Annotated in this window: 19 protein-coding genes; 10 read left to right on the top strand and 9 right to left on the bottom strand. The window is 56.6% G+C overall.

Annotated features, from left to right (window positions below; all coding sequences use genetic code 11):
• Positions 1-211 precede the first annotated feature (211 nt).
• Genes betA through betI form a run of 4 tightly spaced genes read right to left on the bottom strand, consistent with a single transcriptional unit; the run spans position 212 to position 5536 of the window.
• Entirely contained in the window at positions 212-1867 is a 1656-nt protein-coding gene (betA, locus tag O2N63_RS05875) for a choline dehydrogenase (RefSeq protein ID WP_271053298.1), read from the bottom strand.
• Positions 1868-1877: 10 nt separating this feature from the next.
• Positions 1878-3338, bottom strand: coding sequence for a betaine-aldehyde dehydrogenase (betB, locus tag O2N63_RS05870; protein ID WP_271053297.1), 1461 nt, complete (start codon positions 3336-3338; stop codon positions 1878-1880).
• Positions 3339-3389: 51 nt separating this feature from the next.
• Entirely contained in the window at positions 3390-4898 is a 1509-nt protein-coding gene (gene betC, locus O2N63_RS05865) for a choline-sulfatase (protein WP_271053296.1), read from the bottom strand.
• 41 nt (positions 4899-4939) lie between these two features.
• A complete protein-coding gene (gene betI, locus O2N63_RS05860) occupies positions 4940-5536 on the bottom strand; it encodes a choline-binding transcriptional repressor BetI (RefSeq protein ID WP_271053295.1) in 597 nt (198 codons plus the stop codon).
• A gap of 203 nt (positions 5537-5739) precedes the next feature.
• On the opposite strand from betI, the gene O2N63_RS05855 reads away from it, so the two are divergent.
• The 6 genes from O2N63_RS05855 (at position 5740) to O2N63_RS05830 (ending at position 10234) form a co-directional block, all read left to right on the top strand.
• Positions 5740-6666 carry a choline ABC transporter substrate-binding protein gene (locus O2N63_RS05855; protein WP_271053294.1) on the top strand — a complete coding sequence of 309 codons (927 nt, stop codon included), beginning with the start codon at positions 5740-5742 and terminating at the stop codon, positions 6664-6666.
• An 84-nt stretch (positions 6667-6750) separates the two neighbouring features.
• Complete coding sequence (locus O2N63_RS05850) at positions 6751-7365, top strand: LysE family translocator (RefSeq protein ID WP_271053293.1); 615 nt, start codon at positions 6751-6753, stop codon at positions 7363-7365.
• Positions 7366-7368: 3 nt separating this feature from the next.
• Complete coding sequence (gene choW, locus O2N63_RS05845; RefSeq protein ID WP_271053292.1) at positions 7369-8199, top strand: choline ABC transporter permease subunit; 831 nt, start codon at positions 7369-7371, stop codon at positions 8197-8199.
• Positions 8200-8201: 2 nt separating this feature from the next.
• On the top strand, positions 8202-9233 hold the full coding sequence (gene choV, locus O2N63_RS05840) for a choline ABC transporter ATP-binding protein (RefSeq protein ID WP_271053291.1): 1032 nt from the start codon (positions 8202-8204) through the stop codon (positions 9231-9233).
• A 123-nt stretch (positions 9234-9356) separates the two neighbouring features.
• Positions 9357-9734, top strand: a complete 378-nt coding sequence (locus tag O2N63_RS05835; protein WP_271053290.1) for a hypothetical protein — start codon at positions 9357-9359, stop codon at positions 9732-9734.
• Positions 9731-10234 carry a YdcF family protein gene (locus tag O2N63_RS05830; RefSeq protein WP_271053289.1) on the top strand — a complete coding sequence of 168 codons (504 nt, stop codon included), beginning with the start codon at positions 9731-9733 and terminating at the stop codon, positions 10232-10234. Before O2N63_RS05835 ends, O2N63_RS05830 begins: the two co-directional genes overlap by 4 nt.
• A gap of 30 nt (positions 10235-10264) precedes the next feature.
• On the opposite strand, the gene O2N63_RS05825 is transcribed toward O2N63_RS05830, so the two are convergent.
• The 5 genes from O2N63_RS05825 to O2N63_RS05805 all read right to left on the bottom strand — a co-directional run bounded on the left by O2N63_RS05825 (position 10265) and on the right by O2N63_RS05805 (position 12704).
• Positions 10265-10666, bottom strand: coding sequence for a hypothetical protein (locus O2N63_RS05825; protein ID WP_271053288.1), 402 nt, complete (start codon positions 10664-10666; stop codon positions 10265-10267).
• A gap of 113 nt (positions 10667-10779) precedes the next feature.
• A complete protein-coding gene (locus O2N63_RS05820) occupies positions 10780-11364 on the bottom strand; it encodes a rhodanese-like domain-containing protein (protein WP_271053287.1) in 585 nt (194 codons plus the stop codon).
• Positions 11365-11396: 32 nt separating this feature from the next.
• Positions 11397-11717, bottom strand: coding sequence for an antibiotic biosynthesis monooxygenase family protein (locus O2N63_RS05815; RefSeq protein WP_271053286.1), 321 nt, complete (start codon positions 11715-11717; stop codon positions 11397-11399).
• A 99-nt stretch (positions 11718-11816) separates the two neighbouring features.
• Complete coding sequence (locus tag O2N63_RS05810; RefSeq protein WP_271053368.1) at positions 11817-12206, bottom strand: TFIIB-type zinc ribbon-containing protein; 390 nt, start codon at positions 12204-12206, stop codon at positions 11817-11819.
• Positions 12207-12296: 90 nt separating this feature from the next.
• Positions 12297-12704 carry a universal stress protein gene (locus tag O2N63_RS05805; protein ID WP_271053285.1) on the bottom strand — a complete coding sequence of 136 codons (408 nt, stop codon included), beginning with the start codon at positions 12702-12704 and terminating at the stop codon, positions 12297-12299.
• A 396-nt stretch (positions 12705-13100) separates the two neighbouring features.
• Here O2N63_RS05805 and ffh point away from each other — a divergent pair, with 396 nt between their 5' ends.
• From ffh to O2N63_RS05785, 4 genes are read left to right on the top strand one after another with little or no spacing between them, the layout of a single operon-like run.
• Entirely contained in the window at positions 13101-14609 is a 1509-nt protein-coding gene (ffh, locus tag O2N63_RS05800) for a signal recognition particle protein (RefSeq protein ID WP_271053284.1), read from the top strand.
• A gap of 6 nt (positions 14610-14615) precedes the next feature.
• On the top strand, positions 14616-15155 hold the full coding sequence (locus tag O2N63_RS05795; RefSeq protein WP_271053283.1) for a GNAT family N-acetyltransferase: 540 nt from the start codon (positions 14616-14618) through the stop codon (positions 15153-15155).
• Complete coding sequence (locus O2N63_RS05790) at positions 15152-15700, top strand: GNAT family N-acetyltransferase (protein WP_271053282.1); 549 nt, start codon at positions 15152-15154, stop codon at positions 15698-15700. Before O2N63_RS05795 ends, O2N63_RS05790 begins: the two co-directional genes overlap by 4 nt.
• On the top strand, positions 15697-15993 hold the full coding sequence (locus O2N63_RS05785; RefSeq protein ID WP_271053281.1) for a chorismate mutase: 297 nt from the start codon (positions 15697-15699) through the stop codon (positions 15991-15993). The genes O2N63_RS05790 and O2N63_RS05785 overlap by 4 nt, the downstream gene beginning before the upstream one ends.
• The last annotated feature ends 96 nt before the right edge of the window (positions 15994-16089 follow it).

The raw sequence follows: 16089 nt of genomic DNA, 5'->3' as shown, positions 1-16089 counted from the left end.
TCGCGGCTCTCCTCTCGCTTTGGTCAAATAGAGTGTGCGCCGAAGGGCGAGTCGGGACTTTGACGCGGATCAAAAAAACGAATTATCGTTGATTTTGAAAGTGACGGATTTAAGGGGCGCTGCCCCTCGGCCTGAAGGCCTCACCCCGAGGTATTTCCGGCAAGAAAAAAGGGCGGCCGATAAAAGCCGCCCTGTTTTGTCATCGCTTAGATCATCGCTGGCTGGTTTCCCAGTCGGGATTGATCCAGGGACCTTCGTTGGCGCGTGGCAACTTGCGGCCCAGAATGTGATCTGAGGCTTTTTCTCCCACCATGATTGAGGGCGCATTGAGGTTGCCATTGGTGATGCGTGGGAAAACTGAGCTGTCAGCAAGCCTCAGCCCCTCGACACCAATCACGCGCATTTCCGGATCAACCACCGCAGTGGGGTCATCCGCGCGCCCCATGCGGCAGGTGCCACATGGGTGATAGGCGCTTTCGGCATGTTCGCGGATGAAATCATCCAGTTCGTCGTCCGACTGATAGTTCACCCCCGGCTGGATTTCGTGTTTCACGAAAGGCTCAAACGCGTCTTGTGCAAAGATCTCGCGCGTCAAGCGCAAACAGGTGCGGAAATCTTCCCAATCCTGATCGGTCGACATGTAGTTGAAGAAGATGCGCGGTGCTTCCTTCGGGTCAGACGATTTGAGCGTGATTTCACCGCGAGAAGGCGAGCGCATCGGGCCGACATGGGCCTGGAACCCATGCCCCTCGGCCGCCGCCTGCCCGTCATAGCGCACGGCGATGGGCAGGAAGTGATACTGGATATCTGGGTATTCGATGCCCTCACGCGAGCGGATGAAAGCAGCGCTTTCGAACTGGTTCGATGCCCCCAGGCCTTTCTTGGTGAACAGCCATTGAGCACCCAGCACCCCTTTCCAAAAGAGGTTCCAGTATCTGAACAGCGTGATTGGCTGTTTCGAGGCATATTGCATATAGACCTCGAGGTGGTCCTGAAGGTTCTGGCCTACTCCAGCGCGATCCGCCACAACCTCGATCCCATGTTCTTTCAGATGCGCCGCCGGACCGATGCCGGAAAGCATCAGGAGTTTCGGCGAGTTGATCGAGCTGGCAGCGATGATCACTTCGCCCTGCGCCTTGATCACTTCGATTTTGCCACCACGTTCCACTTCAACCCCGGTGGCGCGACCGTCTTCGATCACAACCTTGCGGGCAAAGGCTCGCACGACCTCGCAATTTCCAGTCTTCTGCGCAGGGCGGACATAGGCATTGGCAGCGGACCAACGACGGCCTTGCCAGACAGTCTGCTCCATCGGGCCAAAGCCTTCTTGTTGCTGGCCGTTATAGTCGCCTGTCACCGGGTAGCCTGCTTGTTGACCTGCCTCGACAAAGGCATGGAACAGCGGGTTTTTACGCGGACCGCGGGTAACATGAAGCGGGCCATCGGATCCGCGCCAGTCACTGTCTCCGCCATGGCCCCCATCATGCCAGGATTCCTGCCGTTTGAAATAAGGCAGCACATCGGCATAGGACCAGCCATCCGCCCCCTGTTCAGCCCAATGGTCAAAGTCGCGCGCATGGCCGCGCACATAGACCATCCCGTTGATCGAACTCGACCCGCCGATCACCTTGCCGCGCGGGGTCACAAGTGTACGCCCACCCAAATGCGGCTCGGGTTCGGTCATGAAGCCCCAATCATAGGTCTTCATGTTCATCGGGTAACTCAGGGCCGCCGGCATCTGGATGAAGGGACCTGCATCCGTGCCACCATGCTCGATCACGATCACCTTTTTCCCCGCTTCTGCGAGGCGATATGCCATGGCGCAACCTGCGCTTCCAGCCCCAACGATCACGTATTCTGCTTGCATTATCTGATCCTTAGAACGGCGCTTCGATCTGGCTCATCCGCACATAGACGGTTTTGAGCTCGGAATAGTGGTTGATCGCGGCTTTGGAGTTTTCACGGCCCACGCCCGACATTTTCGACCCACCAAACGGGGCCTCTACGGGCGCGTCGTTGTAGGAGTTGATGAAGCAGGTACCGGCTTCGAATCCGGCCACAACGCGGTGGGCGCGGGTGATGTCTTGGGTAAAGACACCCGCGGCGAGACCAAACTCAGTATCATTGGCGCGCGCCATCACTTCCTCTTCGTTGTCGAAATCCAACACCGCCATGACTGGGCCGAAAATCTCCTCGCGGGCGATGGTCATGTCGTCGGTCACATCGGCAAAGACTGTGGGTTTCAGATAGAACCCGTCGCCCTCGATCCGCTCACCACCAAAGGCCACGCGCGCGCCTTCTTCTTTGCCCTTGGCAATATAGTTCATCACGATGTTAAGTTGCCCTTCGCTGACCATCGGACCGAACGAGGTATCGGGGTCCAGCGGATCGCCGATCACCGCGTTTTCCAGACGTTCTGCCAGACGCTTGAGGAAAGCTTCCTTGATGCCTTTCTGCACAAACACGCGGGTGCCGTTTGAGCAAACCTGACCGGTGGAGTAGAAGTTGCCCAGAATAGCCCCAGACACGGCGTCATCCACATTGGCGTCATCAAAGACGATCATCGGGGATTTGCCACCCAACTCCATGGTCACATGTTTCATACCTTCGGCGGCGGCGGCGTAAACCTTGCGACCGGTTGGCACCGATCCGGTGAGAGAGACTTTATTGACACCCGGATGCGACACCAGTGCTGCGCCCACATCGCCATATCCCTGCACGACGTTGTAAACACCTGCAGGCGCCCCCGCCTCGACGAGAATTTCGGCCATTTTCAATGCACAGAGAGGCGTGGTTTCCGAAGGTTTGAACACCATCGTGTTGCCGCAAGCCAGTGCAGGCGCACCTTTCCAGCAGGCGATCTGAGTCGGATAGTTCCACGCCCCAATGCCCACGCACACGCCCAGCGCCTCGCGTCGGGTATAGACAAAATCGCCCCCAGGAAGCTGGATATGCTCACCAGTCAGCGAACCCGCCAGGCCGCCGAAATATTCCAAAGCATCTGCCCCCGAAGTGGCATCCGCCACCGAGGTTTCCTGATAGGGCTTGCCGGTGTCATAGGTTTCCAAGACTGACAGTTCGTGGTTGCGCTCGCGGATAATGTCGGCGGCACGGCGCAGGATACGGCCGCGTTCAGTGCCTGACATGGCTTCCCATTCCTTCTGGGCTGCGCGCGCTGCCGCCAAGGCTTTCTCCACAATTTCATGGGTGGCGGAATGCAGCTTTGCGACCACTTCGCCGGTGGCGGGGTAAATCACTTCGATCGGCGCACCATTGGTGTCTTCAACATATTCGCCGCCAATGAAGTGGCTGGCTTTGGGTTGGATTTCGATATTCATTTTTTTGCCTCCGGCGGGGATATTTGGGGTCAGAAGAAAAGACGTTCAGGGTCACTCGCCGCGCGGGAACCGTTTGCTTTCTTCCAGATTGTCGAGATTCATGTGGTTGCGCATGTAGCGTTCGGATGCTTGTTGCAGCGGCTGGTAATCCCAAGGGAAATAGGCGCCATTGCGGAGCGCCTCATAGACCACCCAGCGGCGGGCCTGACTTTCACGCACTTCGTTATCGTAAGCGGCCAGATCCCAGCGCGCTTCGGATTTCGCCCGCAGAGTTGTGAGCGTGCCTTGATGGGCCGGTTCATCGGCCAGATTGTTCAGCTCATGCGGGTCGGCTTCGAGATCGAACAGTTGATCCGGGTCGAGCGCACAGCGGTTGTATTTCCACTTGCCATAGCGCAGCGAGACCAGCGGCGCATAAGATGCCTCAGCAGCATATTCCATTGCCACGGGGCTTGTGCGCGCTTCGCCTCTGGCGAGCGGCAGCAGGGTTTCACCATCCACCCAGGGCATGACTTCATCCAACGACACGCCTGCCAGATCGGCAAGGGTTGGAGTGACATCGAGCGTGGAGACCGGCGTTTCGATCAGACCCGGTTCCAGTCCCGGCGCCGAGACCATCAGCGGCACACGCGCCGAGCCTTCGTAGAAGTTCATCTTGAACCACAGGCCTCGTTCGCCCAGCATATCACCGTGATCCGAGACAAAGACGATGACCGCCTCTTGCCGGGTGGCTTCGAGGATGTCGAGCATCTCGCCTACCTTGTCGTCGAGGTAGGAAATATTGGCGAAATAGGCGCGGCGAGACTTGCGAATGTCTTCTTCGGTGATGTCGAAACTACGCCAGTCATTGGCATCAAAGATGCGTTTCGCATGCGGGTCGTGATCTTCGTAATCCCATGCGGGAATTTCCGGCAGAAGATGTTCGCAATCTTCGTAAAGATCCAAGTATTTGCGGCGTGCCACATAGGGGTCATGCGGGTGGGTGAAGCTCGCGGTCAGGCACCACGGACGGTCGTCATTACCGCGCGACAAATCATAAAGCTTGGCGCAGGCGTTATAGGCAACCTCGTCGTCATATTCCATCTGGTTGGAAATCTCGGCGACCCCAGCACCCGTCACGGATCCCATATTGTGATACCACCAGTCGATCCGCTCGCCGGGCTTGCGATAGTCGGGCGTCCAGCCGAAATCGGCGGGATAGATATCGGTCGTCAGTCGCTCCTCGAAACCATGCATCTGGTCGGGGCCAACGAAGTGCATCTTGCCGGACAGCGCGGTGTAGTAGCCTGCACGGCGCAGATGGTGGGCATAGGTCGGAATGTCCGAGCGGAACTCAGCGGCGTTGTCATAAACGCCCGTTCGCTGTGGAAGTTGGCCTGACATGAAGCTGGCCCGGCCCGGCGCGCAGAGCGGCGAGGCGGTATAGCTGTTCTTGAACCGCACCGATTTTTCGGCAAGCTTTTTCAGGTTTGGCGCGTGCAGCCAATCAGCAGGCCCGTCTGGGAAGAGCGTGCCATTACATTGATCCACCATGATGATGAGTATGTTTGGTTTGGACATCGGAGCACCTCCCTATCTTGTTGAGTTTTTAGAATTACAGATCAATTCCCGCGGGCTTTCAGCATCGCGTCGACAAAGTCGAGCACCTGTGCAGTGGCGCGTTTGCCGCTTGGCGTTTCTTCACGCAGAGCATGCCGAATGAACTGACCGTCAATCTGGGCGGCGATCATGTCGGCCAGATCATGGGCATCTTGAAGCGCGTCTTCGCCGAGAATCGGTCTTAGCCCGTGCACGAGATTTGAATGAAGCCGGTGTTGATAGACCGTCAGGAGGCGCCGCGCGCCGTCCATCGACTGGCTGAGCACATAGAAATTCAACCACGCTGCAATGACTTCGGGGCGAAAGTTGCCAGCTTCGAAATTTGCGCGAATGATTGCTTCTACCCGATCACGCGGGGTTTTGGCTCCCAATAAAGCTGCGCGCACCTGCGCCCCGTAAACCGAGAGAATATGGCGCATTGCGGCAAGGAAAATCTGGTCTTTCCCACCAAAGTAGTGATGCGCCAAAGCCGAAGACATGCCCGCCCGTTTGGCGATCTGGCTAACCGTCACGTCCAGAGAACCCACGCGCCCGATCTCACTTATCGTTGCGTTTACAAGGGCTTCCCGCCGAATTGGTTCCATTCCCACCTTGGGCATTTCACGATCCTCGAAAGATTTCTTTTGACAGGCTTGCGTTTTTTTAATTGACTCGTCAATCAATAAAAAACAGAAATCAATGCCAATGAACGCGGTTTCACCCCGGCTAACGCTGGGATAGGGTCGCAATCAGGCGCAAAGGAGACGTTTTCCTCCTTTCTCTTGAACGACATACGAAACCGCACAAACACTGGGAGTGAAAAATGAAATTGAAATCCACCCTCTCCGCCCTGGCCCTGATGGCCACCGCGAGCACCGCCATGGCCGATTGCGGCACAGTGACTTTCTCTGATGTCGGCTGGACCGACATTACCGCCACCACCGCCGCGACCACCGTGGTGCTGGATGCACTGGGATACGAGACCGACATCAAAGTTCTGTCGGTACCGGTGACCTACACGTCGCTGGCCAAAGGTGACATCGATGTTTTCCTTGGCAACTGGATGCCGACCATGGAAGCCGACATCGCCCCATATCGTGAAGCTGGCACCGTCGACACCGTGCGCACCAATCTTGAAGGCGCGAAATATACGCTGGCGGTGAACAAGGTTGCAGCGGATCTTGGCATCAAGGATTTTGCGGATATCGCAGCACAAGCCGACGCTCTGGACGGCAAGATCTACGGCATCGAGCCGGGCAATGACGGCAACCGCCTGATCCAGTCGATGATCGATGGCGACGCGTTTGGTCTGAACGGATTTGAAGTGGCTGAGAGCTCGGAACAGGGGATGCTGGCCCAAGTGGCGCGTGCAGACAAGAAAGAAGAACCGATTGTCTTCCTTGGCTGGGAACCACACCCGATGAACGCCAACTTTGAAATGTCCTACCTGACCGGTGGTGACGATTACTTTGGCCCCAACCTGGGTGGTGCCGTGGTCGATACCAACACCCGTGCAGGCTACGCGACCGAATGTGCAAACACCGGTAAACTGCTGCAAAATCTGGCATTCTCGCTTGCTATGGAAAATGAGATCATGGGAGCGATCCTGAATGATGGTCAGGATCCGACTGAGGCTGCCAAAGCTTGGCTCGCAGCCAACCCGGATGCCTTCATGGGCTGGCTTGATGGTGTGACCACCAAAGACGGTGGCGATGCCGTGGCTGCTGTAAAAGGCGCACTGGGCCTCTGATCCAGCTTGAAACCTGCCCCCTTCCACCTTTCATCCTGACTGGTGGAAGGGGGTATTCTTTGCTCTTCCAAAGTTAGCGCCCCAATGACCCTCACGATGCTCGCCTTGTTTCTTCCAGCCTGTTTTGCGCTGAATGTGGCCCCCGGGCCGAACAATGTGCTGGCTTTCGCCAACGCGTCGCGTCTGGATTTCTGGACAGCTTTTGCGGGGGGGATGGGACGGATGCTTCCGTTTGCACTGATGATTGCGCTTGTGGGGCTTGGGCTGGGGGCAATCCTTGCCGCATCTACGGCTGCATTTACCGCAGTTAAATATCTAGGGGCCGCGTATCTGGCCTATGTGGGTTGGCGCATGTGGCGCGCGCCAAAACCCGAGACCGACATCACTGCGGCGGGCAGTTCCGTTAGCACGTTGATACGTCGTGATTTCCTGATTGCGATCGGCAATCCAAAAGCGATTGCGATCTTCACCGCTTTCTTCCCGCAATTCACCGACCTCAGCCAGCCACTTGCGCCACAATATGTGACGTTGGGCGCTTTGTTTCTGGGGTTGGAGGTTCTGGCCGTGGCGCTTTACGCTGGCCTTGGCGCGGGCATGAAGGGCTTTCTCACTCCCATCCGCCTCTATCGTCTGAACCGAGGTGTCGGTGGGTTTCTCATCTTCTCCGGCCTGACAATGGCCCTCAGCGAAAGGCCCTGACCCTTGGAATGGTTGACCGACGCTAAAATCCCCGTTGGCAAGAGCATTGCCAACGCCTTCGACTGGCTGACCGACGCGTTCGGCCCGTTCTTCGACACTGTGGACGATGTGCTGGGAAATGGCATTGACGGGTTTCTCTGGCTGTTACAAGCCCCACCCGCGATCCTGATTGTGGCACTTTTTGCGGCCCTCACCTGGTATCTTCAACGCAGCTGGGGCCGGGTGGCCGTGGTGGTAATCTGTTTCGCCTATGTGCTCAATCAAGGATATTGGGAAGAAACCACTGAAAGCCTGACCCTAATCGTATTTGCGGTGATCTTCTGTATGGGGGTTGGGGTGCCGATTGGTATCTACGCCGCCCACCGGCCCCGGTTCTTCAAAGCAATCCTGCCGGTTCTGGACATGATGCAAACCATCCCCACGTTCGTTTACCTGATCCCGATGATCGTGCTTTTTGGTATCGGCATGGTGCCGGGCCTTGTGGCGACTTTCATCTTCGTGCTCCCCGCCCCTATCCGTTTGACCCAATTGGGTGTCAGCCAGGTGCCAACTGCCCTGACCGAAGCGGGTGAAGCCTTTGGCGCGACAAAGATGCAGACTTTGCTGAAAATCGAACTTCCATCAGCCTTTCCACAAATCATGACCGGCCTGAACCAGACCATCATGCTATCGCTCTCGATGGTGGTAATTGCCGCCCTTGTGGGTGCGGATGGTCTTGGTGTGCCGGTGGTCCGGGCTCTTAATACCGTGAACGCCTCATTGGGATTTGAAAGTGGGCTTGTCATTGTGGCGGTCGCCATCGCCCTTGACCGTATGCTGCGTGTGGAGAGCTGATCATGACTGCTGTAGAATTCGATAACGTTTCGATCGTCTTTGGTGACAAACCACACTCGGCCTTGCCAGCCATGGATGAAGGTAAAGAACGCAATGAGGTGAAGGCCGAAACCGGTCAGGTTCTGGGCGTCCACAATTGCTCGCTCTCGGTGGATGAAGGCGAAATCCTGGTGCTTATGGGCCTGTCGGGATCCGGCAAATCCACCCTATTGCGCGGGGTGAATGCTCTGAACCCCGTTGTGCGCGGTTGCGTGCGCGTCAATGATGGCAACGGGCTGGTGGATGTCACAAATGCCGGTGCAAATACCCTACGCCGCATCCGCCAGAACCACGTCGCCATGGTGTTTCAGCAGTTCGGACTTCTGCCTTGGCGCACTGTGCGCGAAAATGTCGGGCTGGGGCTGGAACTGGCCCGCTTGGACAAGGCCGAACACAAAGCCCGTGTGGATGAACAGCTCGAACTGGTGCATCTCAGCGACTGGGCCGACCGCAAAGTTGGGGAACTTTCTGGCGGGATGCAGCAGCGTGTGGGTCTTGCCCGTGCCTTTGCTACACAAGCGCCGATCCTTTTGATGGACGAACCCTTCTCGGCGCTTGATCCGCTCATTCGGGCCCGTCTTCAAGACGAGCTTATCGAGCTTCAGGAAAAGCTGAAACGCACCATCATCTTCGTGTCCCACGACCTTGATGAAGCGTTCAAGCTGGGGGATCGGATTGCCATCATGGAAGGCGGACGCATTGTGCAGTGCGGCACTCCGCGTGATATTTTCACCGGTCCGGTAAATGAATATGTGGCCGATTTCGTTGCCCATATGAACCCCCTTGGTGTGCTGACGGCCCGTGACGTGATGGAACCCGCCACTGAAACCCTACCCCTTCAGGTCGGCAAATTCACCCCGGTGCGAGAGATCCTCGAAATAATGACCGACACGGAAAACCGGGTCTCGGTCCTACACCAAGGTGAATTGATTGGAGAGGTCAGCCGCGCCCAGGCAATCACCGGCATTCTGGACCCGCGCGGCGTCGGCGCGTGAAACTAGTAGCCACAGGCGGTCCTGCATTGGCAGGCCACCGCCTGTCTGGCTGGGCCTTCGATAATCAGGATTTCTGCCCTCCTTACTAGCTGTTATGGTGCAGATGTCTATCGGGGGCCCCACATGTATCGTCCTATATCCGTTCTCCTGTCTCTTCTGGTTCTGGCTGCCTGCGCGACTCCTCAAAAACAATGCATAGCCAAGGCATCGCTGCCCCTTCGCAAAGCCGAACGCAAGGCCAAGGAAATTGAAGGCAATCTTGAGCGCGGCTATGCGGTGCATCGTCAGACCATTCTGGTTCCCACCGTCGATTTATGCAAAACGCGAGACGGGGCAGCCTATCGCTGCTTCGAACACAAACATCGCATCATTGAGACCCCGGTGGCGATCGACGCTGAAGAGGAACGGCGCAAGCTGGCAGCCTTGAAAATAATGATCGCAGAAGAGGTGCCGAAGGTGGCATTGGCCACTGAAACCTGCATCGCCCAATACCCAGAATGAATTCAGCACCGAGCCGATCCACACCTCGGGTGGCCCTTGTGCTCGGTGCGGCATTGCGCCCTGACGGGCTCCCCTCCCCTGCCCTAATGCGGCGCGCACGTCACGCGGCGGAGCTATGGCATCAAGGCAAAGCAGAGCAGATCATCGCAAGTGGGGGGATGGAGCAATCGGGGCGCAGCGAAGCAGAGGCCATGCAAGAGGTTTTGATCGCTGAGGGGGTGCCCGAGAGCAATATCATCTGCGAAAAATTAGCCCGGAATACGTGGGAGAACCTCTCCCTGTCTCGTGAATTGCTACCGGATGGGGCCATGGTGGTTCTGGTGACGGATCGGTATCATGCTTTCAGGGCAGGTCTGATGGCACAAAGATTGAGAATGGACGTTGAGTTTGACTGTCCGCGCACGCCCCGAACCCCTGTATGGGTACGCTTCAAAGGGTATACTCGGGAGGCCTTTGCCCTTCTTGTTTTCCTGTTCCGACTGGCTGTTGGGAAGTTCTGAAAGCAGGCCTGAGAGAATTCAATCTTGAGACTATTTCGCCACCGTTACGTGCACAGATGTACCAAGGCTACCACGCCCGTAGATACGCACAAAGACCGTTGCCCCACCTTCGACCAGATTGCGTGCGGCACGCGGATCGATCTTGCCATTCATAACCATCTTTTCCATTACGGCCCGATTGTCGATCGACCCGAAAAACGGGTCCCATTCGTCGCCGGATTGGCTAATTCCATAACGGTGATAATTGGCCCGGTCCTGCCGTAAAATCTGCCAGGGCTCTCTCAGCCGCGCACCCTTGGAGTTGGTCAAATCCTGTGGTCCGATATAGGCAACATATGCGCCAATCAAATCGTCAGCGTGAGCCTGCTGCGTTCCCCCGAATAAAACCGCGGCGAACAGAGAGACAAAGCATATGGATTTAAAGATGCGCATACTGTTTCCTTTTCCCGTTACCTTGAAGCGCCCGACCGTCTGCGTCAATCACCAGCCGCGTCATTCAAGCTCTGTAAGTGGAGCAATTTAACCTGCGTCAGGATAACCGCTTCTCAGCCTCCGGTCACGGTCAGGCCCAGCAATCTCCAGGCTTGCATTCCTCCACGATAATAGTGGATCCGATCCGCTGGATATCCGGCCTTGATCATACGACGAATGGCGGTCGGAGACTGGCCACACCAATTGCCGTTGCAAAACAGCGCAACGGTTGTGGCCTCGTTACAGTCGAACCCATCAAAATCAAGCTCGCATCCCAGCTCATCCAACCGGTCAGCCGCTTCATTGTAAGGGATCGAAATGGCTCCGGGTATGGTGCCGCTTGCATGGTGATCTGGCACTCGGCTATCGACGACGACCACGTCGGGATCCTGAAGAAAGCCCAGCATTTCAAGCTCACCAATTGGTGTCACACCCGGCGCCGGGATCATCGGCTGCACACAGAAATTTGGACAATTGCGTGAGGTCCGCGCCCATTCTCCGACAATCTGATTGCCCGTGTCCTGAATACGCTCAATCACCACATTGCCTTCGCCGGCGGGTACCGTAACCGAAGGCAGATCACGTTGAATATTTACCTCACCTGCAGTGGCCGGGGCCGTTGCCAAAACCAAGGCTGTTGCAAGAAAAATCTTATTCATAAAGCTGTCCTGATGTTTTCGAGCAAATCACGTCAGTTGTAGGTTTCAATTACGTCGTACATCACCGGTTCGAAATTCTTGCAAAGCTCCGCAATCTTGCGATTGCGCTCCCGCATTTCTGGGGTGCGTAGCATGGCTTGAAAATCTTCACGCTTTTGCCATTGCGAATAATTAGCGATCCGGGTCTGAGCGTCATTCACATGCAGGCCCGCGCCCATGAAACCGGGTTGTTTCGAGATGAAATTCTCATAGGCATCGGTCAGGGCATCCAATAGGTCCTGACAGGTGCCGGGGGTCATTTCAAACGTGGTGATGACGGTTTGATAGTCGGGGGCTTTGCTGATCTTCGGCATGGCTTCCTCCTTGTTATAAGGAAAGCCTAGCGCGGGTCTTCAAAGATATGAACAGTTTATTCGCCACATGGAACAAAACACTGGCCTGATCAGACGGGATCAGTCGAACACATCAAAGATTTCCTTCAGGATCGATTTGCGCTTTTTCTTGCGATAATATTTTTCGCGTTTGTCGTATTTATCGTCATAGCGGCGTGTGTCGTCGCGATCCTCACGCCATTTCTTTTCTGAGCGTGGCTCGTGATGCCGTTCCGATCGCGAGTCAGAGTGCCGTTCGCCCTGATGGTCCGATGCGGGTGGCGGTGGCGGGGTGGGTTCCCCCAAATAGGGGTCGGGATCATCCAGTTCCACAGCCGGGGTGGCTTTTTCTATGATCTTGTCCAGCTCACCTCGATCAAGCCACACGCCACGACATTTCGGGCAATAGTCAATCTCGACACCATGGCGCTCGGCCATCAACAACTCGGCTCCGTCAACGGGACATTTCATCAGATGATCCTCCTTTGCACGCCATATGGGCATGCAAAAGGCGGGTCACAAGAACCCGCCTTTTGCAATTTTCAAAGTTGTGAAACCCGCTTAGCGCGTCACATGCACGCAACAGGGTGCATGGCGTACCACTCTGGCTGCAGTCGACCCCAAGAAGAAATCCGTCAGTCCCGGACGGTGAGAGGCCACCACGATGCAATCAATCTCATTATGCGTGGCGTAATCTACAATTGCATGCCCTGCATGACCTGAGATGACCTTGGTTTCGACCCCTTCCAGATCGCCTAGCTCCGATTGCAACCGGGCTTGGAGTTGACGTGCATTGTCCTCAATCTGGCCTTCCGGCAGGTATTGCGCCACATAGGACGGGATTTCTTCCATGATGTGAAGAGCAGTGATCTTAGCCCCTTCATCCGCCAATACCTTTGCAATTTTCAGCGACTGATTGCTGTCACGTTCGTGATCAAGTGCAATGGGGACGAGAATATTCTTGTACATGGCAGCACTCCTTTTCTGCGCGTGGTTCCTTGTTCGATACAAGTTTAGGAGTCACCAGGAAGCATCACCATGATCGAAGTCAAAGATTGATCCGAGCAGCACCCCCGCAACCATCTGTATCACAGCGTAAATCAAACCCACTTGCGGTTTCGCCCACTCCTCTACTGCTGCACCCACAATCACCTTGTTTGCTTGACTCTGTGGATAAGACTCACTACATCCAGCCCGAACTCCGGGAGTCCTGTCGCTTCCGGTCCCTTGGCTCATGCCGGGATCGCCCCCTGTCAGCGCGTTGCGCCCACAGGGGCAACTCGCGTTGACCTATTGGGAACCCGCTTGGATATGCACCCGCACGCCCTTATCTAGGGGCTAACGAAACGGCGAAAGGAGCCGCAAATGTTTGAGAGCCTGTCAGATCGCCTCTCCGGTGTCTTTGACCGCCTGACGAAACAGGGTGCGCTGTCCGAAGATGACGTGAAAACCGCATTGCGCGAAGTGCGTGTGGCGCTGCTTGAGGCGGACGTCTCGCTGCCCGTTGCCCGTGACTTCATCAAGAAAGTACAAGAGGCTGCCACCGGTCAGGCCGTGACCAAGTCGGTCACCCCCGGTCAGCAAGTCGTCAAGATCGTGCATGACGCGTTGGTGGATGTGCTGACTGGCGAAGGTGAGCCCGGAGCGCTGAAGATCGACAGCCCGCCTGCCCCGATCCTGATGGTTGGCCTGCAGGGGGGCGGCAAGACCACCACCACCGCCAAGCTCGCCAAACGGCTCAAGGAAAAAGACGGCAAGCGCGTTCTCATGGCGTCACTCGACATCTATCGCCCGGCTGCGATGGACCAGCTGGCTGTGCTTGGCACACAGGTTGGCGTGGACACATTGCCGATCGTGAAGGGCCAGAAGCCCGCTGACATCGCAAAGCGCGCCAAGCAACAGGCCACCATGGGCGGTTACGACGTCTACATGCTCGACACCGCAGGTCGTTTGCATATCGACGAAGTACTGATGGGCGAAGTCGAGGAAGTCTCCAAGATTGTCGATCCACGCGAAACCCTTCTGGTGGTCGACGGTCTGACCGGTCAGGTCGCCGTTGAGGTCGCACAGGAATTTGACGACAAGGTCGGCATTTCGGGCGTAGTCCTGACCCGGATGGATGGTGACGGGCGCGGCGGTGCGGCCCTGTCGATGCGCGCGGTAACCGGCAAGCCGATCAAATTTGTCGGTCTGGGCGAGAAGATGGACGCGCTCGAAACCTTCGAGCCAGACCGGATCGCAGGCCGCATCCTTGGCATGGGCGACATCGTGTCCCTCGTTGAGAAAGCCCAGGAGACTATCGAAGCCGAACAAGCCGAGCGCATGATGAAGCGCTTTGCCAAAGGTCAGTTCAACATGAACGACCTGAAGATGCAGCTTGAGCAGATGATCAAGATGGGCGGCATGCAGGGCATCATGGGGATGATGCCGGGCATGAAGAAGATGGCCAAACAGGCCGAAGCCTCTGGCATGGATGACAAGGTGTTGAAACAGCAGATCGCCCTCATCCAGTCGATGACCAAACGCGAACGCGCCAACCCAGGCTTGCTTCAAGCCAGCCGCAAGAAACGCATTGCCGCCGGTGCAGGCATGCAGGTCAGCGATCTGAACAAGCTTTTGAAAATGCAGCGCCAGATGTCCGACATGATGAAAAAGATGGGCAAGATGGGCAAAGGCAAAATGCTGAAACAGGCCATGGGTGGCATGTTTGGCAAAGGTGGTGGCATGCCCGACATGGGCGGCATGGATCCATCCAACATGGACCCGAAAGCTCTGGAAGCGGCCGCCAAGGCCATGGGTGGCAAACTGCCCGGTGGTTTGGGTGGTCCGGTTGGTCTGCCCGGTGGTCTCTCTGGTTTTGGCAAAAAGAAGTAAGCCCGGATGAGCGTCATGATCGAAACCCCGCGCCTGTTGTTGCGCCAGCCCGAAATGGGTGACTGGGAGGCCTTTGCGGCCTTCCTGGGGTCTGATCGTGCGGGTTTCATCGGCGGTCCCTACAGCGACCGCAACGCTTGGCGCGCCTTTGGGCATATGGCCGGACATTGGACACTTCTGGGATTTGGCTTGTTTGTAGGTGTCGACAAAAGCACTGACAAACCCGTGCTCTCCGCAGGCCCTTGGAAACCTGTTGGCTGGCCGGAACCTGAAATTGGTTGGTCGGTCTGGAACAAAGAGATCGAAGGCAAGGGGCTTGCGTTTGAGGCTACTCTGGCCACACGCAGCTGGGCCTATGAGACCTTGGGCTGGGAAACCTGTGTCAGCTATATTGACAACGACAACACCCGTTCAAACGCCCTTGCCGAACGGCTTGGTTGTGTGATCGATCCAAAGGCACCGCGATTTGAAGATGAAGGCGACGACTATCAGGTCTGGCGCCACCCCGCCCCCGATGCCGATGGCAATCCGGAGGCTTACGCATGACTCGCCTCACGAACATCCCCACCCTCTCCACCGAACGTCTGACCCTGCGTGTGCCGGTGGAAGCGGATTTTGAACATGTCGCTACCTTCTTTGCCTCAAAAAAGCACAGCTGGGGCTTTGGCGGTCCACTGGATCGTACTGAGGCATGGCGTTGGTTTGCAACTAACCTCGGTCATTTTGCGCTGAAGGGATTCGGCTTCTGGTTCCTCGACACCGCCGAAGGTGAGACTGTCGGCATGGTGGGCCTTTGGGGGCCGGAAGGCTGGAACGAAACCGAGCTGGGCTGGGTCATGTTCGAAGGTGCGGAAGGCAAAGGCTACGCCCGTGAGGCCGCAGCGGCCGTGCGTGCTTACGCCTATGACACGCTGGGCTGGGGGCCTCTTTGCTCCAACATCTTCCCAGGCAACGACCGTTCCGTCGTGCTGGCCGAGCGTCTGGGCGCCAAGCTGGAAGCTGAATGGGAAAGCCCGACCCACGGGACTGAATTGGTATATCGCCATCCTTCAAAACAGGATCTGGCGGGCATGAAGGAGATGACCGAATGAGTGACGCCGTGACCCGCGCCGCCGAGCTGCTCAAGGAACATCGCGAGTCGATTGATCGGCTGGATGCAATCCTGGTCTACACGTTGGGGGAACGATTCAAACACACGCAGGCCGTGGGAAAGTTGAAAGCCAGCCACGATCTGCCCCCGTCAGATCCGACACGGGAAGCGAAACAAATTGAACGGTTGGAAGATCTGGCGAAACGCGCCGATCTCGATCCCGAATTCGCCAAGAAATTCCTGAACTTCATCATTGATGAGGTCATCAGGCACCACAAGAAACACCAAGAATAACCGGGGATACCAACCTCGGGAACCGAAACAACAAACACTGAAATTGGGGCCGCGCTGACCGTTCAGACAACGCCTCTCAATAGCTAAAAAAGGAAA

This window comes from Aliiroseovarius salicola, from assembly GCF_027891095.1.
Taxonomy (GTDB): domain Bacteria; phylum Pseudomonadota; class Alphaproteobacteria; order Rhodobacterales; family Rhodobacteraceae; genus Aliiroseovarius; species Aliiroseovarius salicola.
Note: the sequence above shows the minus strand (reverse complement) of the source record. Positions and strands in the feature narration are given on the sequence as shown.